The 26,470-nt window shown below is 37.5% G+C and carries 26 protein-coding genes and 1 pseudogene; 1 reads left to right on the top strand and 26 read right to left on the bottom strand.

The window, feature by feature from the left end:
* Positions 1-188: 188 nt before the first annotated feature.
* Positions 189-428: an IDEAL domain-containing protein gene (locus tag MKX73_RS10710; protein WP_079524745.1), complete on the bottom strand. Its 240-nt coding sequence runs from the start codon at positions 426-428 to the stop codon at positions 189-191.
* A gap of 187 nt (positions 429-615) precedes the next feature.
* Here MKX73_RS10710 and MKX73_RS10705 point away from each other — a divergent pair, with 187 nt between their 5' ends.
* Entirely contained in the window at positions 616-1,107 is a 492-nt protein-coding gene (locus MKX73_RS10705) for a competence protein ComK (protein WP_340717417.1), read from the top strand.
* A gap of 5 nt (positions 1,108-1,112) precedes the next feature.
* Here MKX73_RS10705 and MKX73_RS10700 read toward each other — a convergent pair whose 3' ends face one another.
* The 25 genes and pseudogenes from MKX73_RS10700 to flgK form a co-directional block, all read right to left on the bottom strand.
* The gene (locus tag MKX73_RS10700) at positions 1,113-1,466 is read right to left on the bottom strand and encodes a hypothetical protein (RefSeq protein WP_079524743.1); all 354 of its coding nucleotides are present in this window, start codon (positions 1,464-1,466) and stop codon (positions 1,113-1,115) included.
* Positions 1,467-1,640: 174 nt separating this feature from the next.
* A protein-coding gene (gene prfB / locus MKX73_RS10695) for a peptide chain release factor 2 (protein ID WP_340718887.1) occupies positions 1,641-2,745 on the bottom strand; the annotation gives its coding sequence in 2 pieces (ribosomal slippage) (positions 1,641-2,672 and positions 2,674-2,745; 1,104 coding nt in all).
* A 286-nt stretch (positions 2,746-3,031) separates the two neighbouring features.
* The gene (gene secA, locus MKX73_RS10690) at positions 3,032-5,542 is read right to left on the bottom strand and encodes a preprotein translocase subunit SecA (RefSeq protein WP_340717416.1); all 2,511 of its coding nucleotides are present in this window, start codon (positions 5,540-5,542) and stop codon (positions 3,032-3,034) included.
* Positions 5,543-5,928: 386 nt separating this feature from the next.
* Complete coding sequence (gene hpf, locus MKX73_RS10685) at positions 5,929-6,486, bottom strand: ribosome hibernation-promoting factor, HPF/YfiA family (RefSeq protein ID WP_079524740.1); 558 nt, start codon at positions 6,484-6,486, stop codon at positions 5,929-5,931.
* A 159-nt stretch (positions 6,487-6,645) separates the two neighbouring features.
* Positions 6,646-7,023, bottom strand: a complete 378-nt coding sequence (locus MKX73_RS10680; RefSeq protein WP_340717415.1) for a PilZ domain-containing protein — start codon at positions 7,021-7,023, stop codon at positions 6,646-6,648.
* A 238-nt stretch (positions 7,024-7,261) separates the two neighbouring features.
* Positions 7,262-7,804 carry a competence protein ComK gene (locus tag MKX73_RS10675; protein WP_340717414.1) on the bottom strand — a complete coding sequence of 181 codons (543 nt, stop codon included), beginning with the start codon at positions 7,802-7,804 and terminating at the stop codon, positions 7,262-7,264.
* A gap of 613 nt (positions 7,805-8,417) precedes the next feature.
* Positions 8,418-8,825, bottom strand: a complete 408-nt coding sequence (gene fliS, locus MKX73_RS10670; protein WP_340718886.1) for a flagellar export chaperone FliS — start codon at positions 8,823-8,825, stop codon at positions 8,418-8,420.
* A 44-nt stretch (positions 8,826-8,869) separates the two neighbouring features.
* Positions 8,870-9,229 (bottom strand): flagellar protein FliT, encoded by a 360-nt coding sequence (locus tag MKX73_RS10665; RefSeq protein WP_340717413.1) that lies wholly within the window; start codon positions 9,227-9,229, stop codon positions 8,870-8,872.
* Positions 9,230-9,247: 18 nt separating this feature from the next.
* Positions 9,248-11,146: a flagellar filament capping protein FliD gene (gene fliD / locus MKX73_RS10660; RefSeq protein ID WP_340717412.1), complete on the bottom strand. Its 1,899-nt coding sequence runs from the start codon at positions 11,144-11,146 to the stop codon at positions 9,248-9,250.
* Between the two features lie 57 nt (positions 11,147-11,203).
* Complete coding sequence (locus MKX73_RS10655) at positions 11,204-11,560, bottom strand: flagellar protein FlaG (RefSeq protein WP_340717411.1); 357 nt, start codon at positions 11,558-11,560, stop codon at positions 11,204-11,206.
* A 122-nt stretch (positions 11,561-11,682) separates the two neighbouring features.
* On the bottom strand, positions 11,683-11,811 hold the full coding sequence (locus MKX73_RS10650) for a hypothetical protein (RefSeq protein ID WP_340717410.1): 129 nt from the start codon (positions 11,809-11,811) through the stop codon (positions 11,683-11,685).
* A 1,124-nt stretch (positions 11,812-12,935) separates the two neighbouring features.
* Positions 12,936-14,339, bottom strand: a complete 1,404-nt coding sequence (locus MKX73_RS10645) for a glycosyltransferase family 4 protein (protein WP_340717409.1) — start codon at positions 14,337-14,339, stop codon at positions 12,936-12,938.
* Positions 14,340-14,775: 436 nt separating this feature from the next.
* Positions 14,776-16,338, bottom strand: coding sequence for an IS66 family transposase (tnpC, locus tag MKX73_RS10640; RefSeq protein ID WP_340717408.1), 1,563 nt, complete (start codon positions 16,336-16,338; stop codon positions 14,776-14,778).
* Between the two features lie 53 nt (positions 16,339-16,391).
* Complete coding sequence (gene tnpB, locus MKX73_RS10635; RefSeq protein ID WP_340718885.1) at positions 16,392-16,745, bottom strand: IS66 family insertion sequence element accessory protein TnpB; 354 nt, start codon at positions 16,743-16,745, stop codon at positions 16,392-16,394.
* Positions 16,745-16,936, bottom strand: coding sequence for a hypothetical protein (locus MKX73_RS10630; RefSeq protein ID WP_340717407.1), 192 nt, complete (start codon positions 16,934-16,936; stop codon positions 16,745-16,747). The genes tnpB and MKX73_RS10630 overlap by 1 nt, the downstream gene beginning before the upstream one ends.
* Positions 16,937-17,016: 80 nt before the next feature.
* Complete coding sequence (locus MKX73_RS10625) at positions 17,017-17,346, bottom strand: class I SAM-dependent methyltransferase (protein WP_340717406.1); 330 nt, start codon at positions 17,344-17,346, stop codon at positions 17,017-17,019.
* A gap of 132 nt (positions 17,347-17,478) precedes the next feature.
* Entirely contained in the window at positions 17,479-18,891 is a 1,413-nt protein-coding gene (locus tag MKX73_RS10620) for a glycosyltransferase (RefSeq protein WP_340717405.1), read from the bottom strand.
* A 566-nt stretch (positions 18,892-19,457) separates the two neighbouring features.
* Positions 19,458-21,110 (bottom strand): glycosyltransferase, encoded by a 1,653-nt coding sequence (locus tag MKX73_RS10615; RefSeq protein WP_340717404.1) that lies wholly within the window; start codon positions 21,108-21,110, stop codon positions 19,458-19,460.
* Positions 21,111-21,247: 137 nt separating this feature from the next.
* Positions 21,248-21,361, bottom strand: a pseudogene (locus MKX73_RS10610) (flagellin); the annotation flags it as partial.
* 347 nt (positions 21,362-21,708) lie between these two features.
* Positions 21,709-22,491 carry a flagellin Hag gene (gene hag, locus MKX73_RS10605; protein WP_340717403.1) on the bottom strand — a complete coding sequence of 261 codons (783 nt, stop codon included), beginning with the start codon at positions 22,489-22,491 and terminating at the stop codon, positions 21,709-21,711.
* 160 nt (positions 22,492-22,651) lie between these two features.
* On the bottom strand, positions 22,652-22,864 hold the full coding sequence (csrA, locus tag MKX73_RS10600; RefSeq protein WP_087615601.1) for a carbon storage regulator CsrA: 213 nt from the start codon (positions 22,862-22,864) through the stop codon (positions 22,652-22,654).
* A gap of 4 nt (positions 22,865-22,868) precedes the next feature.
* Positions 22,869-23,306, bottom strand: a complete 438-nt coding sequence (fliW, locus tag MKX73_RS10595; RefSeq protein WP_340717402.1) for a flagellar assembly protein FliW — start codon at positions 23,304-23,306, stop codon at positions 22,869-22,871.
* 8 nt (positions 23,307-23,314) lie between these two features.
* A complete protein-coding gene (locus tag MKX73_RS10590) occupies positions 23,315-23,869 on the bottom strand; it encodes a DUF6470 family protein (protein ID WP_340717401.1) in 555 nt (184 codons plus the stop codon).
* 55 nt (positions 23,870-23,924) lie between these two features.
* Positions 23,925-24,800, bottom strand: a complete 876-nt coding sequence (gene flgL, locus MKX73_RS10585) for a flagellar hook-associated protein FlgL (protein ID WP_340717400.1) — start codon at positions 24,798-24,800, stop codon at positions 23,925-23,927.
* Positions 24,801-24,813: 13 nt separating this feature from the next.
* Entirely contained in the window at positions 24,814-26,400 is a 1,587-nt protein-coding gene (gene flgK, locus MKX73_RS10580; RefSeq protein WP_340717399.1) for a flagellar hook-associated protein FlgK, read from the bottom strand.
* Positions 26,401-26,470 lie beyond the last annotated feature (70 nt).

The raw sequence follows: 26,470 nt of genomic DNA, 5'->3' as shown, positions 1-26,470 counted from the left end.
CACTTATTTGAAGTTTGGGGCCGGTTATTCGAAAATCTCCAGCACTTATTAGAAGAATTATCCTTTTTATTAGAAAATAACCAATATATTAGAACTATTTTAATTTTATTAGAAACTTTCCTCCTATTATTAGAAAATAACGGATCCGCGTTTGCCCATAAAAAAAAGCCACCTGGATAGGGCGGCTCTTAAGAAACGGTTTCCAATAACTCTTTTAACTCTGTAGTATAGCTGTGAAATGCTTGTTCGTTCTTTTGATCTAATGATGTATCGATAAGTAACTTTAATTGTTCAATACGTTGCATCCGCTGCAACCGACTAATAAATAAATCTAAATAAATTTCATTCAATAGCTTCTCTGCATGATGTTCAGTGGACTGCTGACTAACCGCTTTCAAAAAGTCTGTATACGAATAATATTTATCCATCGATATCACCTCGACCTCTTTTAACCATTATAAATTAAAAGTCATTTAATTTGCAATATATTCTGAAAAATTATCATATGACAGAATTTTCTAAATATAATGTTGATTTTTAGCAGTTTATGCAGTAGTTTAGATGTATAGTGAAAATTTAAGCGATTAAAAAAGTAGGAAAGATAGGGGATACAAAATGATCAGTAATTTAACACAAAAATCCAATTACATTATTTCTAACTCTACCTTCTGTTTAAGGTCCTATCAGCATCGAGATAAAATTCACACTGCCATTTTGGACAAGTACGGTCAATCTACATCTCCGTATAAACCATTAAAACTTATTCGCGATACTTGTCGTCTGCATGGAAGTTCCTATGACGCAAGCAAATATCAGGCGAGACGATTTTTTGGAGAGAATAAACATAAATTGCCGATCATGGTGGCCTATGATTTCGGGGATCCGTGTATTTTATTCCCCCTGTTTTCTCCGTTTTCACCTCACAATATTTGGTTATCCTTGAATCCTATTATTAATATTAGTGAAGACGGTGATAAAACGCTCGTAACTTTTGTGGATAGTACGGAGATTAGTCTGGACATCAATATGAAATCATTCAACCAGCAATATGTACGCGCTGCGATGTACTATAAATATCTGCTTTTACAGCGCAATGCCATCTTATAGGAGCATCAGCTTTTTTTAAAATATTCAGCAAGAAGTAACTCACTTTGATTACGAAGGCGAATATTCGAATATCTTCTACACTCCATGATTCCCCCAAAATAAAAATGATACTCGGTAAACAAATCATCCGTTTTGCCTCTCACTAAGCGCATCTGATGAAGTTTAAAATAGTCCTTCGTTTCTTTTAAGTCATGCTCTATTTTGATACGTACAGCATCGATTAATTGCAAATAGGGATTTTTAAATTTGAACGGACTTTGCTCCACTATTGTGTAATCTTTCCCAAGAATAATTAACAGCAACGGCAAATAAATCCCAGCCTCATAATACGGAATCGTTTTAGAAGGAATTTGCAGCATACGAATACCTCCAATCAATAAGAACGTTTGTTCGTATATGTATTTTCACATATTTTTTTAAATCTGACAAGTGGAAAATTATTACTCAGCTTAAATTTCACTAAAAAACCGTGCCTTAGTTTTTTACTAAGGCACGGCTTTCAATTTTTCCAGCGGATGACCGCTGAAAGTTGTTTAATAGGAGATTTTTGATCGTAAATAGGCAGTAATGAAAATATCGAGGTCGCCATCCATTACAGCGCCTACATTCCCTGTTTCTGCACTTGTACGGTGATCTTTTACCATTGAATACGGATGGAACACATATGAACGAATTTGAGAGCCCCAGCCGATTTCTTTCTGTTCTCCACGGATTTCATCCAGCTGTGCCTGCTGCTTTTCGATTTCCAGCTGATACAGCTTCGATTTCAGCATTTTCATTGCGGCATCACGGTTTTTGATTTGCGAACGTTCAGACTGACATTGTACAACGACACCTGTTGGTAAATGGGTAATACGTACAGCCGAGTCGGTCGTGTTAATATGCTGACCACCGGCACCAGTTGCACGGTACGTATCGACTTTCAGATCTTCTGTTCGCACATCGATTTCGATTTCGTCATTGAACTCCGGCATTACATCACACGAAACGAATGATGTATGGCGTCGACCTGATGAATCGAACGGTGAAATACGTACTAGACGGTGTACGCCTTTTTCCGCTTTCAAATAGCCGTATGCATTATGGCCTGAAATTTGCAGTGTAACCGATTTAATACCGGCTTCATCACCAGGCAAATAGTCGATTGTCGTTACTTTAAAGCCGCGCTTCTCTGCCCAGCGTGTGTACATACGTAATAGCATCGAGCCCCAGTCCTGCGATTCTGTACCACCTGCACCTGGATGCAGTTCCAGAATGGCATTGTTTTTATCGTATGGTTCTGATAACAGCATCTGCAGTTCGAAGTCTTCCATTTTTGCTCGGAATTCGGCCAGTTCTTTGCCCAGTTCTTCCTGCAATTCTGCGTCTGGCTCTTCGCGTAGAAGCTCGAGCGTCATTTCAAGATTTTCCTGTATATCGACTAATTCTTTGTATTCGTTGACAACTGCTTTAATGCCGTTACTTTCGTTAATAATTGCCTGTGCTCCGTTCTGGTCATTCCAGAATTCGGGTTCAAGCATTAGTTCATCTAGTTCCTGGATACGAGCCTCTTTGTTTTCTAAGTCAAAGAGACCCCCTGAAGTCCGCTAGTTTTGTAGCTGTATTTTCGAGTGCATTCCGCACATCTGCTAATTCCATCATATATTTTCCTCCGTAGTGGGTGTTAAAGTTTGGTCTTCTTATATCGTTGATTTCCGTTGCGGCGGACGCGTTTCGCGGGCGGGCGCCAATCCTCCTCGTCGCTACGCTCCTGCGGTGTATCGGCTGTCCCGCTATTCCCGCAGAAGTCGCCGCCTCCACTCCAATCAACTAATGTCGTTTAAAATGAAAACAATTCACTATATAAATATTTGGCAACTAGATTTTATTACAAAAACAAACCGGGTCATTGAGCATAGTTTCAATGACCTCGGTTTTATTGCTTTTATTGGCCTACGCCGTGGCATGATTTGTATTTCTTGCCGCTGCCGCATGGGCATGGGTCGTTGCGTCCGATGTTTTCCGCTTTACGTGTCGGTAGTTTTTTCGGTTTTGCTGCGCCTTCTTCTTTCGGGTTAACAGCTTGACCTTTTGCTACTTCTTCACGTTGCAGGTTGCTGCGGATTTCCGCTTTTAATGCGTACTTCGCCACATCTTCACGTACTGCTGCGACCATTTCCTCGAACATTGCAAAACCTTCTTGCTGGTATTCGCGTAATGGATCGTTTTGACCGTATGCTCGCAGGTGAATCCCTTGACGTAACTGGTCCATCGCATCGATATGGTCAATCCATTTCGAATCGATTGAACGCAGTAAAATAACCTTTTCAAATTCACGCATACGCTCTGGTGTCATCGCTTCTTCTTTTTCATCATAGCGCGCTGTCACTTTTTCAGAAATGAACGCGATCATTTCTTCCGGTGATTTATTTTCAAGCTGCTCTTTCGTAATATCGCCTTCATCTAAAAGATTTGCTGCGATATAGTCTTCCAGTGCATCCAGTGTCCAGTTTTCCTTCTCGCCTTGTGTGTGAAGGGCTACTTGATTTTCGATTGCCTGAGAAATCATTGACTCTACCAATGCACGCATATTTTCCGAATCCAATACTTCTTCACGTTCTTTGTAAATTACTTCACGCTGTTGACGAAGTACATCATCGTATTGCAATAGACGTTTACGCGCATCGAAGTTATTCCCTTCAACACGTTTTTGTGCTGATTCTACCGCTTTTGAAACCATGCCTGACTGGATCGGCTGTGTATCGTCCATACCAAGCCTTGCCATCATCGACTTCATTTTATCTGAACCGAAGCGGCGCATTAATTCATCTTCTAAAGAAAGATAGAATTGCGTTACCCCCGGGTTCCCTTGACGACCAGAACGACCACGAAGCTGATTATCGATACGGCGTGATTCATGACGCTCAGTACCGATTACCGCTAAACCGCCGATTTCAAGTACACCTTCACCCGGTTTAATGTCCGTACCACGACCTGCCATGTTTGTCGCAATTGTAACGGCACCTTTTTGACCGGCATTTAAAATAATTTCCGCTTCACGCTCATGGTTTTTCGCATTTAACACGTTATGCGGAATTTTAAATTTCGTTAAATATTTTGAAATAATTTCCGATGTTTCGATTGCCACCGTACCAACCAGTACCGGTTGGCCTAAACGGTGACGCTCTGCAATATCTTCCGCAACGGCTTTGAACTTGCCTTCCATCGTTGCAAAGATAAGGTCAGGACGGTCATCACGCGCAATCGGCTTGTTCGTAGGAATCGCCACAACCTGCATATTGTAGATATTGCGGAATTCCTCTTCCTCTGTTTTCGCTGTACCTGTCATACCAGACAGTTTCTCGTACATACGGAAATAGTTTTGGAATGTAACGGTCGCCATTGTCATCGATTCATTTTGAATCTCAAGACCTTCCTTCGCTTCAATCGCCTGGTGAAGACCATCCGAATAGCGGCGGCCTTTCATTAAACGACCAGTAAAGCCGTCAACGATAACAACTTCCCCGTCCTGCACAACATAGTCGACATCTTTATGCATCGATGCATGTGCTTTTAAGCTTTGGTTGATCGCATGGTTTAAACGGACATGTGTTAAATCGAATAAGTTATCGATGCCAAACGCACGCTCCGCCTTTTCGATTCCTTGCTCTGTCAGCGTTACGCCTTTTGTTGATTCTTCATAGTTGTAGTCTTCATCTTGCTTTAACATACGGGCAAATGCATTTGACTGCACGTAAAGCTGGGCTGACTTCCCTGCTTGTCCGGAAATGATTAACGGTGTACGCGCTTCATCGATTAAAATCGAGTCAACCTCATCGATTACCGCATAATAAAGCGGACGCTGTACACGGTCTTCTTTGTAAAGCACCATGTTGTCACGTAAATAGTCGAAACCAAGCTCATTGTTCGTCGAATATGTAATATCCGCTGCATATGCTTCGCGCTTTTCTTCTTTTGACAGGCTATTCAAGTTCAGACCGACTGTTAAGCCTAGCCAATTATATAACTCTCCCATTTCAGTCGCGTCACGGCTTGCTAAATATTCGTTGACCGTTACGACATGAACACCTTTACCAGTAAGCGCATTTAAATAAACGGACATTGTCGACGTTAAAGTTTTACCTTCACCGGTTTTCATCTCCGCGATGTTACCTTCGTTTAATGCAGCCGCCCCCATAATCTGAACGCGGAACGGGAACATGCCAAGAACACGGCGGGATGCTTCACGAATTGTCGCAAATGCTTCAGGCAACAAAGCGTCCACTGTTTCCCCGTTTTGATAACGGTTTTTAAATTCTTCTGTCTTCGCTTTTAATGCATCATCAGAAAGGCTTTCAAACTGCCCTGCCAATGCCTCTACTTTATCTGCAATTTTTTCTAAACGCTTTACTTCTTTTTTATTGAAATCAAATAATTTATTTAATATGTTTGCCATCGAATTGGTCACTTCCCAATAAATAGTCTCAAAGTATATTTTAGCATTATATATGCCGGTGGTGCAAATTGACTGTTGCAATCGTGGTAATGCGCATCCAAATTTTCACTAGAAAGAAACTCATCGGGATATGGAATATTTTATTAGCCACTTTTTCGTAGATATTAGCCATCTTATATATTTATTAGCCACCTTAACTACGATAATAGCCATTCGGAATTACTTAATAGCCATTTTGCAATAAATATTAGCCAATTCAAATTATAATAGCCACTTTATATTTTTATTAGACGGTTCCATATGTTTATTAGCCACTTTGCTGCAAAATTTTCACTACCTAAAAAACGGATTGCCCATTTCAGGCAATCCGCTTGTAAGCCAATCATTTAGTTTGTTTCGATTAAACCGTATTTACCATCTTTACGTTTGTAAACGATGTTTGTGCCGTCTGTTTCTGCATCTGTGAAGATATAGAAATCATGGCCCAGCATGTTCATTTGTAAAACAGCTTCTTCCTGATCCATAGGTTTCAGATCAAACTGCTTCGTACGAACGATTGTATATTCATCCTCTGAAGATTCAGCGTTCGCTTCCATTTGGGATGTCACATTGGCAAAGTAGATACCTGTACCTTCGCGATCACGGAATTTACGGTTTACTTTTGTTTTATGTTTACGGATTTGGCGCTCAAGCTTGTCGACAATTAAGTCAACAGCCGCATACATGTCGTTATGTCGCTCTTCGGCACGCAGCGTTAAATTTTTCATCGGAATCGTCACTTCTACTTTTGTTTGTTTATCATTATAAACCTTCAAATTGACGTTAGCGTTCGCGTTCAGATCTTCATTAAAATAGCGTTCTACCTTTTCAATTTTGTTCTCCACGTAATCACGAATCGCTGGAGTTACCTCAATATTTTCACCACGAATGTTAAACTTTAGCATGTGAACTCCTCCTTCATTACTGCTCTTATTAACTAATTCTACATACATAAATAAAATCCTGTTACGTCTTGAAACTTTTTTCAATTTTCGACAAGTTGTCCTACATATTGATAAGAAAGACACCGTATCGTTATATAGACTCAATGGTAACCAACCAATTTACTTACGTCCGACTTCTTTTTTACGACGAACTTTTAATTCGCTGACGATCAGTTCTTCAATACCTGGCTGATTTTCGAAGATCAAACCATATTGGAACTTATCGCCGTACCTCTTCTTCCATACGATGTCTCCAATGGCCTTAATCAGTACTTCGTCTAAAATGAATTCCAGTTCCAACTGCACCAGGTTATTATTATTTTCACCAATTTCCCGAGAAGAAAACATTTTCATTCCATGCGGGCTCACATCGATGATTTCACAGGGGTATTTTATCACCTCTAATTGTTCCTGTTTTCCATTGATCAATTCGGTAAAATTTGCTTCGATCGGGACCCCGAAAGTAAAGCGGAATCCTTCTGTGCGTTTAAATAGCATAACCGTTCCCCCTAGCCATTCAGTGCTACAATTTATATACCCACATTATGATGGAATATACGATTAAATGTCTATGTGCTTCAGTGCTATTTTAAGAAGAATTTGTGACTTCAAACTCATGACTAATGAACCAGAATTGTTTCCATTTGCAATAAAGGATTATGCAATCGATAAAAAATTGAGAAACAAAAAGAGTTTCACACATTGGGATGCTCCGTTGCGTAAAACTCTATGCTTATTATTGGATTACATACTCTTCATTTATTTCTGCACATTTTAACAGTATTTGCTGTTCGGCTTTGGAATACAAAGGACGCCTGTAAAATTGCTTTACAAAAGTCGTCGAACAGTAATCTTTTGCCTTAAGCCACTGTTTATACAGTTTACTGTACGATACAGGTACTTTAATTCGTTCATAATTCATTAAGATGACGATTGAGTGATTTTCCGTATCCGGTTCAATATTATGAACATGATGCAATGCAAAGTACATACAATTTTCCAGGTTGCGCATTGCCTCTGTCGGAAACCAAATATGAAATAACGGAGACCTCGGAATCATGATCGGGTTGACTGAATTGGAGCTAATGACCGCTTTTGCCGCTTCTTTAGCGCCTTTTAAGCTTGAACCATGTTGTTTCAGCTCCATATCCAGCAATTGCATTGGTGTGAAAGGCACTTTTTTATAACCAGTCGGAGTGATTATAAGCGTATAAAGATTATTGAACTGATCGAATTTAGGCTTTAATACACAGGCATCATAAAGGGAATTTCTATACATTTTCCATACTCCTTCCAATTTCTTGTTATCATTTTCAGTAAAAAGGAGTATACTTACTTTATGTCGGTATACTCCGGCGTCCAAACCTCAGGTGATGTCTATGCAGGATCTTCACTTGGGGTTTTTTATTTTGCCGTTTCACATACTCACTCACCCCCTTTACCGGTTAACATGATCTGGTAACCGCTTTCTTTGATGAATACAAGTAATAGAATTTTTCCAGCCAAAAACAATACCGCGACGGAATAGAATTATGATAGACGACTAACCGATTTATTATGTATTGGGAAAACGGATGAAATATTCGGATTCATGGAATGTAGTGGCATCTTGGGGGTTAATATTACCGTTTTCTGATTACTAAAAGGCGAATATTAATTTATTGGATGCTGATGGTCATAGGATGTACTCATTGTAGGACTTCATTCAAAAACAGAAGCTTTTTTGATTAAATTTGCTAATTATTTACATTATACAAAATAGTACAATATAATCAATACTATTTTGACTATTTTAAATTTTATAAATAAAGAAGTCGAAATTTAAGAGGAAAGTTGTATTTGAAAAAGCCGTTGTGAAAAGACTGTATTCTTCTCACAACGGCTTCTATATTTTAAACTTGTCCAGCTGTACCGTATTGCTGCTGGCGTGTAATTTTGATAACTTCTTTCCATGTGTCGCGGAATTCTGTTACGAGGCCTTCGACTTCTGTGATGATTGTAGAGTCATTGTTGATATTCGCTTCCATTAAACGACGGTTCATATAGTCGTACAAAGGGATCATTTGCTTCGATACTTCAAGATCTGTATTTAAAGTCGACATCAGTTCCGAAATAATCGCCTGTGCCTTTTGGATGTTTATATTTTTTTCTTCGATATTTTTTTCTTCAATCGCTTTTTTAGCTCTCGTTAAAAATTTCAGGCAGCCATTGTATAGCATTAATGTAAGCTCACCCGGTGACGCCGTTGTCACACTGTTTTGTTTATATGCATTAAAAGCAGCTGCTGTTTGAACTGTCATCATACACACTCCTCTATAGTTAAAACGCGCGTATCGGCACGTTGTTATTTCTTTTGATCGTAGTACTTCCCGTCCATGACCCGAACGGACGCATACGGGTTATTATACTGCACTTCGCTTTTCTTTGCTGTCTGGACGTTTTTCATATCCTGTCTGATTTCACCCATGAGCGATGCCAGACGTTCCTGTATCCCTTTATCGAGCTCTTGTAACAGCGCATGCTGCGGGTTTGTTTTGGACAGCCGGTTATTTTCCTGTTGAAGGGAGGCAATAAGCTGGCCGCGCTCTTCCAGCAGCTCATCAACAGATATTAAAAGTGCATCACGATCTTCCGTTTTCCCCACTTCCCCAAGTTGTTTAAAAAGCTTCGCGGAAACTTGAAGTAATTGCTGTTCTACCGCCATGTTTTCGCCTCCGCTCTTTTAGTAATACTGACTCATCAATGACGCTGATTGACTGTTCGCTTTGTTAATCATAGCTTCCATCGCACCGAATTGCTTCCAGTAACGGTCTTCGATAGATATTAATTTATCTTTCCAGGCATCTAGACGGTCGTTAACATTTTTCAGATATTTACCTAACGTATACTGTGTTTCCGTCATCGAACCACGGCCTGCACGCTCATCGATTTTTTTCTCAATTGCATCCATTTCATCACGGATTTTACGCATGAAACCACGTGTATCACCTGTGTCGATTGTACCGTCTGCTTTCGTTATCGTTGCTGACTTTTCACCGCTCATTGTCAGCAATTGTACCACTGCATCCGGGTCTTCCTCCAATGCTTTACGCAATTTCGTTTCATCGATTTCAAGCGTACCACCGCTCATGTAATCTTTCGAAGTACCAATACCGATAGTGTACAACGCGTTGTATTTCTGGTTCGTTACAGCGTGATTTGTCTGGTATACAAGACCGCGCAGTGATGAAAGTCCGCTCGTAATAATTGAATCATTTTTTAGCAATCCACTTTTCGCACGAGACTCCCAATTTTCAATATCTTTTTCTTCCATTTCTTTCTTTTGAAGCTCTGTTAATGGCTGGTAATCGCGGTATTTCGGCTGTTTCGTCTGATCAGTTAAATCTTTGATGAAGCCATTGTATGTTGAAACAAATTCTTTTACTTTTGTCATGATTTCGTCGACGTTTGTGGATGATGTCATTGTTACAGGGTTAGTCGTTGTATATGAAGCTTTCATTAAATCTTCTAATGCTTTATCAGCATCTTTATACTTATTTTCCACCGTCATAAGAGAGTCTTGTGCATCAATTGCATTTTCCCAATTTACCTTAGCAGCATTCCGTTCTTCTTCACTAAGAGCTGGGTCTATACTTTTTTGTTGTTGTTCATTAATTTCACTTGCAATTTTTGCTTTTACAGCATCAATTTGTTCTTTTAGTTTATTTGGATTATCTGGAGAATCGGATAATGCAACATTATAAGTTTTCGCTAATGAGTTAATTGTCTCCATTAATTTTTGTGAAGCCACAGTTAAGGTTTCTTTAGCTTCATTAACAAGTGTATCTTTATTATTAAACGTAGATTTCAATGTAATATTGTAGCCGTTTATCGAAAAGGCATTTGTTGTACGTTCTGTTACGATTCCATTTACTTGAAACTCTGCATTTTGACCTGCTTTTGTTACTAAGTTATTCAAGCCCAGTTTTTCAAACAACAATTTGCCATTATCATTTGTCGTCATTGCATCTGTCGGCGTTACACCGTCCGTTTCAACTGCCTTACCTGTGTTTTTAGCCGTAATCGATAACTGTCCACTTTCAAATATTGCAGAAACCCCTGCATTACTGCCATTTATTTTAGTAATAAATTCACTTACAGTTGTATTCTCATCGATTCTAATTGATACTACTTCGCCCATTTTTCCTTGAGCATTGATTGCCTGAAGCGTAAATTCTGGCGGCATATCCTTAGCACTACCAAATAAAGAACTCAGCTTTGTATCTCCTGTTACTCCATCTACCTTATTACCAACACCACGTGCTGCTTCAGCTAATTTTGTAACTTTCTCAATTGAAAGGGAGCCTGAAGCCGAACCCGTCGCAACCGCAGACACCAGATCCGAATTTGAACTTGTTGCCGTCTTCGTATTTAAGCTTTTTAAAATAAAATTATCGGCAATATACGTATCCAATGTCGTCATCTTTTTGTTGACGTCACGGTAGGCATCACGCTGCCATTCATAAATTTGCTTTTGCTGTTCTAGCTTATCCATTGGCATTCGCTCAGCTACCATTAACTTTTCTACAATACTATCTATATCCATTCCTGATGCTAAACCGCCAATACGCATCGTTGACATATAATCTCCTCCAAACTTCTTATGCATCCTTTTTGCTAGGCAATATTACGACAGGCACTAAATTTTCTTATCGACAATCATTCCTACGAGCTTTTGCATTTCATAAAATACATCAAGCACTTTTTTTGAAGGAATTTCACGAATAACCTCATGTGTTTCTGAATTCACGAGCTGTGCGTAATACGTATCCAATCCTTCATGGAATACAAATTTCAATTCACTGTTATTTATTGTGAAAAACTCATTTAAAGAATCGATCGCCTGCTCTAGTTGTTCTTTTGTGTCTTTTTTATCTACTGCTGATTGATTTTGTTGTAGAGCAATGGCATCCGCCTGTTCAGATCGTTGCCATTGTCCTTCTGTTGAATGCTGTGACAAGTTTGGCATTGAAATACTCGTTCCGTCAATTCTCATTTTTAACCCTCCGTTACCAAATATTCTTATTTATTTTATCGGCTGCATTTCTGATTATTTTATCGTTGTTTGGAATATGGAAAAATAATTTATTCACTAACATCTTATCAATTTTAGTAAATTTAGAACTGGTCATCTAACTCTTCTAATTCAGTTCTTAACTGCTGAAACCGTTCATTTAATTTCTTTTTAATATACTCTAGCAGTGCGTTCCGCTGTTTTACCCACTCTAGCTGCGCCTCTCTATTCATTACCAACCCTTCTTTCATTGTCTTTCACTACTCATTTTTTTCTTTTTCATTTTGAAATCACATATACACAATACGCAAAATAAATTTTTACGTTATTCATTTCAATTATGCAATTCTCATCTATGGAAAAGAATTTGATGCAGTATTATCATTATGAAGGGAGATTAGTATTCAAAATATGTTTGATACCTTGGTAAAACTAAGTTTCATAAAATTTTTCTTTCTCATTTTTTATTTTGCAGACCTGCTTCCCATTCTTACCTTCGTATACGTAGCGTTTCGAACATGATAGGGTAAAATGACACTTTAGATGGTCATCTTGAATGAGTTTCTCATCAATCTCATCTTGGAATTCAATTGATTCAACGCTGATCTTTCTTTTGTCTGTCGTAACATCACAATGTTTCTCCATCAATTCGATAAACAGCTGAATTCTTTCAATTTTACTCCGCCTCCTTCACACGTCTTTTCCTTTAAGAAAAGCGTAGTTTCCATCACCTCAAGTCTAAGAAATTAAAAAAGCCCAATCCCTTTTCTTGGAATAAGGCATTTTATACGTGTTCGGTTTGTTCAGCTAACTAGTTCTCCGTTTCCTCACCTAGTGTTTCAACCATAGAGTACAACATGATTCCACTTTTATTGTCATTCAGGATGAAGGTTTGATAAAACAAACTTCATACTCCAAGGGTCTCCAACTTTACGTACTCCACTATGCTGCTTGACAAGCCTATCAACTTGATATCATCTTCCGATAATTCCAGGAAAATCATTCGGCAATGTTTTCTTCTGTAAAAATTATCCACCTACTCACTTTGAATATTCTCCAACTTTTTCGATACAATTCGCCATGTTCGTTCAATATCTCGTCTTCCTCTTCCTTCAATTAAAGAAGGACTTCTCTTCGAAGAGAGAAGCCCTGTTTTTGGACATAAAGCTCAAGATTCAGAATGTGAAATCATCCAATGTCATCCTGCTGTAGTTAGTTACATTTACAACTTAAAGTTTGGCAATCCTGCAGCTTAAATATCTAATGTTTCTTCCTTAGTGTACAAGGAATCTATACAGTATTACCCGCAAATTCAACTAATGTTGAGAAGAACCTATTTGATGGGTGCAAAACACTTTTAATTCCTCAAATTCTTTAAAAATATAATACCGTTATTTTGTATTTCTATGTACTCAATAGGAAGGTTCCGACATACTATTTCAAATGATGACAATAATGCATTTTTATGATTCTCACCAAAACGGATATGGTCCATATTAAGCAGGTTCTGCATCGCAGAGATATCACCATTAATTAATAAAAACATTAGTCGAAGGACTTTTGAACTGAATCCATAAAGGTTAAATGGTGTGTAGTATATTTTTTCGCTTTCTAATATTGCTTCTTTATAAATCCCCTCTAATTGAGGAATAATGAAATCGGTCTTAAAACACTCGCTTCTTTTTTTAGCTTTTTTAGACCAAAAAAGTTGCTCGTCTTTACTACTCATTAACAGCTGTATTGCTGATTTTAATTCCGAACTATTTCTTTCTTTAACAAGAATACCACCAGATTCCAAAACCTCGCTTAACCCACCTATTTTACTCCCTATTACTGGTATTCCAACCGTCATTGCCTCGATTCCAGTATATGAGGAAGTTTCTTTGCTAATTCCAGAAGTTACAGAAGGAATAACACAAACATCCGCAGTCCTATAGATAGAAAGAAGTATTTCTCTAGAAACTGGCTTGATAACTTTAAATTTCTCATAATTTTTACTATCTGCAATCGCTTCATTAAGTCCCTGAATTCCGTGATCAACTAAAATCACACTGAAATTTCCGGTAATTTGTCCAACAGCTTCAATTAAATATTCTACGCCCTTATTAAAACTGAAGCGACTCGGACAGAAAACAAGAAAATTATCCTCTGGTATATTCAACTGTTTTCTAATGTCAAGATAATTTCCATTAAGAAAAGATGGATGGATTGGATTGGGAATTACATCTATATTAACTCCAGGGTAGACATTCATTAAATACTTTTTCAGTTCCACGCCTACTGCTATTACTCTATTAGCTTCTTTTAAAGCAAACCATTCCGTCTTCTTCCAATATTTATGCTCAATAGAATATCTTTCAATATTTCCATTTTCTACTTCTTCTTCAGCAATATAACCGTGAACAGTTAATATTATAGGTATATTGTACAATGCTGCCCTTTCTTTTAAATGATGGAAAGAAATTACATCGTGACAATGTATGATATCTGGTTGCTCTTCTGAAATCATCAGAGAAAAGTTCATTTCTAAGCGCACAGCCCATGTTTCAATAACATCAACCATCCAATTATTCGGATAAGGGTTTAATATTTGCTTATTTACATTTAATACAATACTAGCTAAATCTTCTACAATTTTACCTGCAGGGGTAATCCATTTAACTTCATGACCGGCATCTCTAAGCCCTTCTGTAACATTAAATAAATGTGTGGATATCCCACCCCCGCTATGCGCATCTAAAGCAACCATCCAGATTTTCATTATTACACTCCTTAAAAAATATCCTTAAATTTACACATCTCGAATAACTGCTTTTCTTTTTTAGTTGCGTAATCGGATGTAACGGGAGTCTTACTAGTATCAGGTAATGGTACTTTAGTAAAAATCATACCGTTCGTATAATTAAATTTCTCCAACATAGGATGATTATTAATATAGAGGAAACCTCTCTTTTCAAATTCTTTAGCCCACCACAATTTCGGATATAAAGTAACATGTGTTTCATCTAAGTCCCAAGGATCATAGAAATGCGGTTGGTTTAAGTAAATAGTATTTCCCATTTTTGTAATGCTATCGATTGTGGTGAAAATTTCAGGTTCGGGTATATGTTCGTAAGCCCGAAATATAAAAAATAGCGCACCTTTACGGTACGCATGACGAATGGCCAACTATCCTAGATTTTTTTTCGGATAGTTGGCTATTTTGCACATGTGGCTTGAATATTTTCTGACCAAGGCATGTAGTTATGTAAAATCTCAGGTTGTTGATGGAACGGTAAATTTGGTAACTCCGTCATCAGCTTCACTAGATATTGATAAAAATCAATCCCGTTTGCTTTGGCCGTTTCAGCTAAGCTTAAACAGATGGCATTCGCATTGGCACCCGCTTCGCTCACAGAGAAAAGCCAGTTTTTACGGCCAATTACATTTGGGCGAATCGCATTTTCAGCGGGATTATTGTCAATTGCGATGTGTCCGTTATCAAGAAAAACTTTTAACTCATCCGCTCGGCACAATGTATAGTCCGCTGCTTTCGCAATCGCGTTTTTCCCAAAGAAAGGAGAACGGTCAATCCAATCGAAAAATTCAGCTACGAGGGGCTTTGCTTCTTGTTGGCGAACTTGCACACGTTCTTCCGGCGAAAGGTGTTTGATTTTACGCTCGATGTGAAATAAACGATCGCAATATTCAACGCCTATTCGCCCGTTTTTACTATCGGCTTTCAGCCAATAACGTCGTACGTGCGCCCAACAGTTAGCGAACTGAACATTAGGCAATTGACCATAAGCCGAATAACCATCACAAATCACAGTCCCTTTGAATCCCGCAATTAAATTTTCTAATATAGCTCGCCCTCGTGAGAGTGCGCTCTTAAATAAAACGATAATAGGACCTTCACTTTGTACACTACGACATACCCAGTTATAGGCGTTCGATTGAGCAGATTTTCCATCCGAACGTTTAAGTATCTGTGCATACGTTTCATCGACATGCAGCACAGACTTCGCCGTCAATAGTTGCTTCATCAAATTATAAATCGGCTGAAGCCAATCTTCTGCTACACGTATTACCCAATTGGATAAATTCTTATCGTTGGTATGTAGGCCATGTCGCTCCCATTCATTTACCTGACGGTAAAGTGGCAAGTACTGGATAAATTTATCGTAGAGAAGCTTTGCTAAAACAGTGGGGCCGGCAATGCTTCTTTGGATAACACCTTGTGGTGCTTTGCCACGTTTGATTTGTGCTTTTTGTAGGGTATCTTTTTTACACGCTTTGCACTCATAAGTATGTTCGAAATGTTGTACACGCTTCATCGTCGCTGGAATAAATTTAGCTTCTTCACGTACCATTGTTGAACTGAATTCTACCATTTCACCAAGACAACAATCACATGCTAAGTTAGCTGGGTGATGATGAATTTCTTCAACTTCAATATCCTCACGAAACGAATCATTTCGTTTTTTATTTGTCTTTTTACGAGTAACAGTATAACTAACCGTTTCCGTGCTTTGTTCTTCTGTCTGCTCAGGTTCGCTAAAAGACGGATCATCTTCAAATAAAGAGCCTTGACCGTCTGGTGCTTGATATTTGGATTTCTCTGATTTAGAACCGTATAAAGCTTTTGTTAATTGGCGAATTTGTTCAGTTAATGCTTCAATTTGTTTGGTTAAACTTTTATTTTGTTCTTTTGTGTAGGCTAGTTGTTCTTCCAATAATTGAATCACTTTTTCATTTGAAGCGTTTCCCAAATCATTCACCACATTTCGTTCAATATAAGTTATGAATGATTATACCACTTAAAATAGGGCTATTAAAAGACACCTTTTGTAGATTTCGCAATCGCCTTTGGCTGTTGCAGGGATAATCCTTCTAATAACCAACGAAGCTCTTGTTGCGAAAGATTGCGCACCTCATTTTCATTGTTTGGCCATTGTAATTTTCCATTATCTAATCGTTTATAAAGTATGGCGAAGCCATCTCCATCGAAATACAAACATTTATAACGGTCCTTGCTCCATCCAGAAAACAGAAAGATCGAATCACTATACGGATCTAATTCGAAAGAATCTTGAATGAGCGTTGCGAGACCATCAATGCCTTTACGCATATCTGTCTTGCCGCAAATGATGTAGATGTTTTGCACGCTCGTAAAATCCTGTTTCATCAACCCTTCAGCTCCTTCATAATGGTTTGTATAATTCGCTCATCTACGCCATTGAAGAAGGAAATTTCAGCCGCAGCGGTTTTAATTACACAACTTGGCTCAGTAGTGTATTGGATAGAATGAATCGAAGAAGTTTCAACTGGAAAAGGATCGAGTTTGACGGGAACAATGGTTAATTTGTTTGTTGGCATAAGAATGGCACCTCCTTAGAATGATACGTTTATCGTACCGGAGGTGCCAGGTCATTTATATGCGTTGTTTGATTGGGGGCTTACATATGTTCTAAGACATCAAAAGCTACAATCAAATCAAAAGGCCCCTGAAAAGGACATTCTGTTGCGTTTGCTGTAGCCACATAAGGGCTTGCAAGTTCATCTGCATTTTGAATAGCATAACTACTAATATCAATTCCATATGAGTCTATTCCTAATAGTCGAAGGGTACGGACTAAATATCCCATCGCACACCCAACCTCTAATACAGTTTGGGGTTGTAAATAACAGTCAATATCATAAGCCCATTGTAAAAAACGATTATCGTATTTGTAATCTTGGTAATTACTATTACCAGAATAATAATTTTGATCAAATAAATTGGTCATCTTTATAGTCCCACCCTTTCAGATTTAATAAATAAAATCTATGCCATAACCTTTAGTATCCTAATGTATACCAAATGTCTTTTGGACATTTTCCTTCTCTTATTACTTAAAATGTCCAAAATACTGGTTAAATTAGTTATTAATATTCTTCACTTTATTTAAATAACTTAATGCAAGTTCTTCTTCACCAATATTTCTTAATACATACCCTAAATTTAAAAGTGCATCATCGTTATTCGGATTATATTCAATTGCCTTTTGAAACGTAGGAATAACATAATCAAATAATTGATGTTCCCAAAATAATACTCCAATTCTTGTTAGCCATGTGCTTTTAACATCATTTGAAAAATTTTTCTGAATAATTGAAAACAGCACATTTATATTAAGTTGGTTTTCTATTACTAATTCAAAAATTAGCTGTGCCTTGTCCTCTTCAGAAAGATCGGGGACTAACGAAATTTCTTTTTCAATTTTGTCTTTTAAATAATAAGTTTTCAAGATTTCTTCTATAGAATTCACTACAATCTGAGGGCTATAATGAAGTACTGACTCCCGACAAATCTTTATTTCCGGTAGGTTTATATCTCCATTTATTATTTCTTGAAGTTTTTTGTATAAAGTTGAAATATCCCTAACTTGATAAAGCCATCCATTTATACCTTCTTGGATTATTTCTTTTGGTCCATCACAATTTGTAGATAAAACTGGAATACCTCTTGATAATGCTTCGATTAAGACTAGACCAAAACCTTCAATATCGGAAGATAACAGTAATAATGAGGCTTCTTTTATTTCTTCCCATGGATTTTCCTTCCACCCATGCCATTTAACTCTATTGTTAATTCCGAGCCTATTAGCCAATATTTTCAATTCATTTTTGTTTGGTCCGTCTCCATATATATGTAGTCTCCAATTTCCTCTTAATTTACTCATAGCCCTAAACATTATATCTAATCTTTTCTCGTTATTATTTAAACGTCCAATATAGAGAAATTCATAAATATATTTTGGTCTATATATTATATTCGACTCATCAATATTCACAGGATTCCCGACATAATGAATAGATGTCTTGGCTCCAATAACATTTTCAATTTTTTTAGAAATACTATGTGAAATAGCGAGATGAGCATCACAATATTTTAATAATCCACTACCTCCATATGCTTCTGGTGGTCCATGCAACCAGGAGATAATTGGAGGACACTTAATTTCTAGGGAACTAAATGCCATTTTACAAACTGCACCAAATATTGGTGTGTGAGTTGCTAGAACTATATCCGGTATTCCAATCTGTGTTATAAGTTCACTATATCCTATTGCCATCTGATTAATATTAGTAGGCTGTTTAGAATCAATATTCCGTCTACAATAGTAATGAATTTCTGGTAATGTTTCCGTCCAATCCTTAAAATCCGGTTCAAACATTTGACATACTCTAACACGATGACCGCGATTTTTTAGTTCATTACTAACTATCGTCAAAACTTTTTCTAGTCCCCCGCGGCCAATAGCTCTACCAAGGACAATATCTACAATCACTTAAAAATCCTACTTTCTTTTTTATAATTTAATTATTCTCAAAAAGGACCTATTTACATTTAATAGTTAGTTTCATAATACGAGCCTTAAGGTTTGTAAGAAATAAAATAGAGCGCCTTCTCATATCATAAACAATGGGAAATTAACACTCAACCATACGGGAGAGATGCATCTACACCTCTAAAACTTAAACATCAACAATCTCTATTTAAAACATGAATTATTCGTTTTGAAATCTACTCATCATTTTAAAGACGCCTTTTTAACGATAACTAGTCATTAATCACTCGAGTAATGAAACAGGTTGTGACAATCAATGATTTGGTCAAACGTTAATTCTGATTTTTCCATATAATAGTGTTTTATAATTACATTACGAATGGAATGACACATATTCAAGAAAGAATTAATGCACTTACATTTTATGAAGTGCATATCGGAGAAGAAAACATCGCTTTTGAAGCAATTCATTTTCAGACAAAAAATCAGGCTAAAGCATCTGAAAGGAAAAAAATGACTGGTCTGAAAAGCTTGGACAGTGGAAACAATGCCTAAAAACTTCTGGTTTACATTAAATAATTTTTTATTTTTATTTTTATTTTCAATTGAGTTTCTTTAGTTAATAATGATGTTTTTCTTAGGAAAATTTTTTCTAAATCAGTATCATTAAGTGTAATTGCTTGTTTATAAAGTTTTGTGAATACCGCCACTTCATTGCTAGATAATTTTGTTCTTTCGCTTAAAAATAAGAGATTTAATAAGTTTGAAATGTCGGGATTTATCTTTATCTCGCTTACAAGTGTTTTGTATTTTGAATCATTAATTTTTAATGTTAATAAAATTAAATCATTTATATTAAAAATTTGTGTCGCTAATAGTGCATTTAAATATGTGAGTGAGTTTTGATTAATTTTCCTAACTACTCGTTCGTAATCTTTTTGCAAAAACATATATTTGACTTTTACTGCCTCTTTCTCAACGGATGTTAGTTGATCTTTAAAATCATATACATTAATTAAACGCTGTACTTTTATATTTTGAGAAGCTAATAATATCTTGACTAATCTTAATACAGTCATTGTATTCCTAGATAATACATTATTTTGAATAAACAGGAATAAATCGTCTTTTGAATGATATTTTGATAATAAAGTGATTAAACTACTCCATCTTTTATCATCATTTTCATTTAATGCTAAAAATCTTGAATAATTTAATACAGCTTGTTCAAATTTTCCTTCTCTTTCATAGAGCTCACCAAGATATCTATGTGGTAATTGTTCTAAATAATCAAAACTTAATTCTGCATGTAATTTCTCTCTATTGTTCAATATAAACTCAAAAATATTAATTGCTTCTTCATTTTTCCACTCATTTGCATACATTTTTCCTTTTAAAAATTTAAAATCTACTGTACTCGAAAATAAATCTTCACATGAAGCTATAATATCCATTGCTTCTTGATCTCTATTTGTATAATGCAAACAATGAATAAGTCTTATTAATAACTTTTGAACCCATTCATAATAAATATTTTCCTTTAGTTGATAACCTTTCTTATAGTATGAGATTGCTTTATCAAAATCACGTAATGAATAATATTCATTTCCCAAAAAATAATAATCAATTCCTTCTTTTTCCTTAATTGATTTTAGAAGTTTTAAATTTCGTTCAGATTTATTTTTTTCATTTACAATTGATGACATATATCCTGAATGAAAGATTTGTAGATCGATTTTCCCTCTTATCTCCAAGCTATTTTCGTGTTTTAATAATTCATGAATGCTACGACAATAACTTATCGTACCATCATTTTTATATAGTCTTTCATGATAGTTTAACGATGTGCTACTTCCATCTTTCCCAAGAAAGTTAACGATTTGCACAAAAAATATATTCTCTTTAACTAACCTACTTTGGAGATTAGTTCTAAATATTATAAAGCTTTCCCGATCAACAAACTCATCAGCATCCATTACTAAAATCCATTCACCATTTGCTTTACTAGCAGCAAAATTTCTTGCTTTTGAAAAATCATCTTCCCATCGATAGTCAAATACTTTATCTGTATATTCAAAAGCGATATTTTTTGTGTTATCAGTAGAACCTGTATCTACAACAATAATCTCATCCGTAATTCCTTTAATCGATTCCAGGCATCTACCTAATACCTTCTCTTCATTTTTAACAATCATGCAAACTGATAGTAACTTTTCCATGCTGCAACTCCCCACAGTTTATCATATTTTATATGAATTTATACTCTTCATTAATAAAAGGTTCGTACAAAATACGAACCTTTTATTAATGAACCTATCTCTACTTAGAGATAGGTTCAAAAAATAAAATTTTAGAATTAACGTAATAGCTGTAAAACCCCTTGAGGTTGTTGATTTGCTTGCGCAAGCATAGCTTGTGATGCTTGTGCTAGAATAGAATTCTTCGTTTGTGCCATCATTTCTTTCGCCATCGTGCGAACATTTACTTTCATAAATGACTAGACTATATCTTCACCCTTTAGTAAATCTAGTAGGGGTCGGGCACTTCGGATCCACAATGCTGATGGACATTGTCTCACCTATGGAATTCATTACCATAGCTTTCACCTTAGATAGTTTTTCCTAGTCGTTGAACCTTCTCCACTCTTTCGAGACAGGAGCTTGGCTGCTGATTGCCCAATCTTTTCTTTTATCAAACCTTCACGCTTGTCGTTTCCAACTACGTTGTGGCAAGAAAAGCTCTAAGGGGTTTCCAGCAATTCACCCGATAATAATCTCTAGCCGTTACCAGCTAGGACGACTGTGCTTGCTACTGCTCTTAGGCAGCTAAAGCATAATCTACGTCACGGATACGAGATTCCGCAGAAGTTAGGTTTTCAGAAGCTGTGCTTAGATTATTAATTGTATGTTCTAAACGGTTTTGAGTTGCACCAAGACTTGAACGTTCTGCAGATACTTGTTTAATTGCGTCATCAACTGCTTTCAATTGGGCATCAAAACCATTTCCACCTGAAGCAGAGAAAGCTGTAACGTCAATGGCAGCAATAGATACTGTAACTGTAGTACCACTAGCTGTTCCTAGTGCGTCTGCGGACATATCTTTAATGTCTAAAGTAATTTGTTGCCCACCATTTGCACCAATTTGTAAAGTACCACCTGAAAATGTTCCGTCAAGTAAATTCTTCCCATTAAATTGTGTGCGATCAGTAATACCTTTAGATCCACTTTCTCCACCTAATTCTTCTTGAAGTGCATCAATTTCATCTTGAATTGCTTGAAGATCATCTGAACCTTGCGTACCAGTATTTCCTGCTTGAACTACAAGTTCACGCATACGTTGAAGGATATCATGCGTTTCATTTAATGCACCTTCAGCAGTTTGGATTAAAGAAATACCATCTTGTGCATTTTTAGAAGCCATATCTAAACCACGGATTTGTCCACGCATTTTTTCAGAGATTGCTAAACCTGCTGCGTCATCGCCAGCTTTGTTAATACGTAATCCAGAAGATAATTTCTCCATTGATCCTGATTGTGCATTTGTTGCACTATTTAATTGACGGTGTGTGTTAAGAGCAGCGATATTGTGATTAATTCTCATTATTATTTCCTCCCTGGAATGTTTGACCCACGTCCTTGTGGGCAAATTTTGTTTTATGTAGAAGAGAAGTTAGCCGGCCGGTCTGGCTTCTCTTGCTGACACTATTAATATCGGACGAACTAATTTTTGTTTAATAGTTTTTCAATCTTTTTTTACTTTTTTATTTCAACTTATCAAACAGTGATAAATCTTTCACTACTGCCTCTGTATTCGAATCGGAAATATCCTTCCTCAGCTCACCGCGGATGATGTCCACATGCCGTGGTGCTCGGATACCTACTTTCACCTGATCACCTTTAACTTCTGTAATAACGATTTCAATCTCTTCATCGATCCAGATTGTTTCGCCTACTTTCCGTGTTAATACTAGCATGTGGTCATACCTCCTTCTTCTCTACAGCTAACTGGTGGCGAATTCCGTAGTCATCATCTAAAATAATTTGCTTTGCTTTTTGATTTTCGATATTTAATATAATTGGTGCCTTTAAGTTTACTGTGGAATTCTCTAAAGTATCCTTTAAAGACACAATGACAAATACCGCGACTTCTCCAGCACTTTTAATATCCAGTGCTTGAATAACCGAGGCTTCCAAGTCAAAGTTATAATCAGCAATTACTGCGTATGGACTTGTAATAATAAATGCTAGCCCTGCTGTATTTATCGACTGCAGTACTTGGTACGCACTTTCTTCTGACAAGGTTAACTGAACAAACTCTTTTTCTTCTTCAAAACCGGGTAAACCATGTTCAAATTTGATGATTTGAGATGGGTTAATTTCGACTTCACCCATATAAGCAGTTGTAATTTTCATCATATTCTCCTTTATACAAGCCAATCAATTTTCAAAGACGGATATTGCTGCATTTCCACATTTACTTTACCAGGTATGTAGTTATGGATTGGCTTGTTTATTTTCGTATTATTAATCACCTTTTGCGGTTCTATCTGAATATTAGCTGAGCCTGGTGTGAAATTTATCTTGACGCTATCAGCCTGTGGGATAAATTTAATTCCTAAGCTTGTATATGGTTGTCTTCCAGTTCTTTTTGCCTGCTCGGCAAGGGGATTGCCGCCATTTTCAATTTTCATAAGCTCTGCGCCTTCTTGTGCCCTTCTAGCCAGTCCTTCCATTGCAGTTTGCTTACTGTACTGGGCAACTTCGGCTGTACGGCTGCGGGAACTTTTTAAATCAAGGCTTTCACGCATTTCAACCGAATCAATGGACAGCTCCGAGTTTGTTGTACGGATTGACATTTCGGCTTTTGGCTGCTGAAGATCCAAATCGGCTATTGGCTGTTCGATTTGCTGGACCGGTCTTTGTGTTGTCAGCCCGATTTGTCCTTTTGTTGTCGACAATTGAATTTGCGGGATATTCATTTTGTCCCTCCCTTTAAAGAAAGCGCTTGGCACAATGTGTCCAAACGCTTTTTCATTATCTTAAAAAGTCTGCTAATGTTGGTTGAATAATTTTTGCACCTACTGATAGGGCAGCACGATGAATCGATTCCTGTGTAATCATTTGCGTAATCGTTTTTTCATAGTCGATATCTTCATTTTCTGACATACGCTTTGTTGCTATTACTTCCTGTGACTGCAGGCGTGTGTCCATTAATTCCACACGATTTTGAAGTGCACCGATTCCCGCTCTTGTTTCAAGGAGCTTGTTCATGTTTGTATCAATTGTGGAAAGATGCTCTGAAAGTTCACTGCCTGTTGCACCGCCTTCAATCGCTGCGCTGATATCTCCAAACATTTTATCGATATCTTTAAATACATCAATCGGCGTACTATTAATCGGCAGCATAATTCCGCTGAATACTTCAATTTCAATCGGCTTTGTAAATGCTGGGTCATCCACATATTTTTCGCCATCAAACGGTGCAGTCGTAGTTTTTGTACCGCTGAAAATATAGCGGTCGCCGATTTTCGTATTCGCCAAGTTTTGAATATGTTCTCTTAGCTGCTGAAGTTCAGTGTCAATTTTTTTACGGTCATCTGCTGTCACCGTATCAGATGACGCCTGTACCATCAGCTCATTCGCACGCTGAATTGTTGAACCAATCTTATCGAATGTATCATCTGTCGTATCAAGCCAGTTATGTGCTTCACCTATATTACGGGCAAATTGCTCCACGTTATTTAATTCAGCACGATAGTTAATACCTTTCATAGCAGTAACCGGATCATCTGATGGACGGTTCACCTTTTTCCCGGTGTTCACCTGCTCCTGCAGTTTCCCCATTTTTTCATAGCTGTTCGATAAATTACGCAGCATATTGCCTGAAAGCATTGATTGTGTCACACGCATTTTGGTCTACCTCCTATAATCCGGCGCGGCCCATGCCGTTGATGATTTTATCAAGTGTTTCATCTATTACTGTAATCATGCGGGCGTTGGCATTGTACGCCTGTTGGAATGTAATCATATTTGTCATTTCTTCATCGAGCGAGACAGAACTTACTGAGTCACGGCGCTCTTTTACCGCCTGCTGAAGTGTCCCTGCATTATATTCAAGGCGTGTTGCCTGCTGACCGTCTACACCGAGCTGTCCTATTAAGCCTTCGAAGTATGTTTGTACACTCAGATTATCCAAATCTTCCAGAGCTACAAATTTCATATTTGCCAGAAGAAGCGCATTTTTACCGTTCCCTGGTTCCGCATTACCCGGATCCGAATCTGAAGCGGCGATTGTGTTCGGATCTTTTATAATCGTGTCCGATACATAAATATTTTCTGCTGTAATGCCCGGCACTAACGGATCATTTGAAATAAAGAAATCTTCTCCTTGATTCCCTTCTAAATCTGTTCCGCTCTTATGGATTTCATTGAACTTTTCAGCAAAAGCCTTTGCCATATCATTTAGTTTATTGATCATTTCAGGGAAGAGCCCTGTTGTCTCACCGTTATTATTTGTATAACCGTACGAATTGACTAATGATTTAAATTTCCCAAGGTCGCTAAAGTCGTTGATGTCAACAGTAGTACCTGTTTGCGACCAGTCAGCCGGAAGATCAGTATCATTTCCGTCTTTGTCTAATTTCACAAGTGAAATCCCAGTCATATTACCAACCGGTGTAACACCGTCATCTGCTCCATCCGTACGGAACTGTGCATAATCTTTCCCGTCTACTAGTTTAAGCTTTGAACCATCTTTTAATAGAAGGCTAACAGTAACCGGCCCTTCTGCAATCGCTAAAGAATTCCCGCCCGACCCTTTTTCCGAACGCTTCACTTCAATCGGGAAATGCGTAGCAAGCTCATCTATTAAACTATCACGAGCATCATATAAATCGTTCGGCATATAGCCATTCGGTTCGATTGTTTGAATTTGTGCATTCAGATCGCCAATTTGCTTCAAAATCGAGTTTGCATCTCTTAATTGAATGCCAAGTTCAGCACCTGCATTGTCCTGGATTTTCTTAATCGAGTTATACATGTAATGGAAAGAATCCGCTACCGCAATCCCGCGCTGTACGACAACCGCACGCGTTCCGCCATTTTCCGGACGGACATTCAGATCCTGCAGTGAATTCCATAACTCATTTAACGATTCCGCCAAACCATAGTCAGATGGCTCATTCAACACATCTTCTAGCTGACTAATAGAATGAGATCTTGTCTGCCAGTAACCAAGTTTATGCGTTTCCTGTCTGTATTGCTGATCAACAAAACTATCTCGAATCCGCTGTACAGAATGTGCCTGTACCCCTGTTCCGATATGCCCCGCCGATTTACCTGTATTTAAACCCGGACTTGGGAATCCCAGTGTTGTTTCCATATTAACGCGCTGGCGCGAATAGCCGTCTGTATTGGCATTTGAAATATTATGTCCTGTTGTGTATAGCGCAGATTGCTGCGTGAACAGACCGCGCTTGCTTGCTTCAAGTCCCATAAATGTTGAACGCATTGTAGGACCTCCCTTTTAAGTGTGTTGTATCGAATAATGTATCAATAAAAAACGCATGTATTCCCCCGCA

It is taken from the genome of Solibacillus sp. FSL W7-1436 (genome assembly GCF_038007305.1).
Lineage (GTDB): Bacteria > Bacillota > Bacilli > Bacillales_A > Planococcaceae > Solibacillus.
Note: the sequence above shows the minus strand (reverse complement) of the source record. Positions and strands in the feature narration are given on the sequence as shown.

Bases quoted from the DNA above. Each gene is read 5' to 3' on its own strand.
- MKX73_RS10710 (WP_079524745.1), bottom strand. From the start codon at position 428: ATGGATAAATATTATTCGTATACAGACTTTTTGAAAGCGGTTAGTCAG.
- MKX73_RS10705 (WP_340717417.1), top strand. From the start codon at position 616: ATGATCAGTAATTTAACACAAAAATCCAATTACATTATTTCTAACTCT.
- MKX73_RS10700 (WP_079524743.1), bottom strand. From the start codon at position 1,466: ATGCTGCAAATTCCTTCTAAAACGATTCCGTATTATGAGGCTGGGATT.
- secA (WP_340717416.1), bottom strand. From the start codon at position 5,542: ATGGCAAACATATTAAATAAATTATTTGATTTCAATAAAAAAGAAGTA.
- hpf (WP_079524740.1), bottom strand. From the start codon at position 6,486: ATGCTAAAGTTTAACATTCGTGGTGAAAATATTGAGGTAACTCCAGCG.
- MKX73_RS10680 (WP_340717415.1), bottom strand. From the start codon at position 7,023: ATGCTATTTAAACGCACAGAAGGATTCCGCTTTACTTTCGGGGTCCCG.
- MKX73_RS10675 (WP_340717414.1), bottom strand. From the start codon at position 7,804: ATGTATAGAAATTCCCTTTATGATGCCTGTGTATTAAAGCCTAAATTC.
- fliS (WP_340718886.1), bottom strand. From the start codon at position 8,825: ATGACAGTTCAAACAGCAGCTGCTTTTAATGCATATAAACAAAACAGT.
- MKX73_RS10665 (WP_340717413.1), bottom strand. From the start codon at position 9,229: ATGGCGGTAGAACAGCAATTACTTCAAGTTTCCGCGAAGCTTTTTAAA.
- fliD (WP_340717412.1), bottom strand. From the start codon at position 11,146: ATGTCAACGATGCGTATTGGCGGTTTAGCATCAGGAATGGATATAGAT.
- MKX73_RS10655 (WP_340717411.1), bottom strand. From the start codon at position 11,560: ATGAGAATTGACGGAACGAGTATTTCAATGCCAAACTTGTCACAGCAT.
- MKX73_RS10650 (WP_340717410.1), bottom strand. From the start codon at position 11,811: ATGAATAGAGAGGCGCAGCTAGAGTGGGTAAAACAGCGGAACGCACTG.
- MKX73_RS10645 (WP_340717409.1), bottom strand. From the start codon at position 14,339: ATGAAAATCTGGATGGTTGCTTTAGATGCGCATAGCGGGGGTGGGATA.
- tnpB (WP_340718885.1), bottom strand. From the start codon at position 16,745: ATGAAACAGGATTTTACGAGCGTGCAAAACATCTACATCATTTGCGGC.
- MKX73_RS10630 (WP_340717407.1), bottom strand. From the start codon at position 16,936: ATGCCAACAAACAAATTAACCATTGTTCCCGTCAAACTCGATCCTTTT.
- MKX73_RS10625 (WP_340717406.1), bottom strand. From the start codon at position 17,346: ATGACCAATTTATTTGATCAAAATTATTATTCTGGTAATAGTAATTAC.
- MKX73_RS10615 (WP_340717404.1), bottom strand. From the start codon at position 21,110: ATGGAAAAGTTACTATCAGTTTGCATGATTGTTAAAAATGAAGAGAAG.
- hag (WP_340717403.1), bottom strand. From the start codon at position 22,491: ATGAGAATTAATCACAATATCGCTGCTCTTAACACACACCGTCAATTA.
- csrA (WP_087615601.1), bottom strand. From the start codon at position 22,864: ATGCTAGTATTAACACGGAAAGTAGGCGAAACAATCTGGATCGATGAA.
- fliW (WP_340717402.1), bottom strand. From the start codon at position 23,306: ATGATGAAAATTACAACTGCTTATATGGGTGAAGTCGAAATTAACCCA.
- MKX73_RS10590 (WP_340717401.1), bottom strand. From the start codon at position 23,869: ATGAATATCCCGCAAATTCAATTGTCGACAACAAAAGGACAAATCGGG.
- flgL (WP_340717400.1), bottom strand. From the start codon at position 24,800: ATGCGTGTGACACAATCAATGCTTTCAGGCAATATGCTGCGTAATTTA.
- flgK (WP_340717399.1), bottom strand. From the start codon at position 26,400: ATGCGTTCAACATTTATGGGACTTGAAGCAAGCAAGCGCGGTCTGTTC.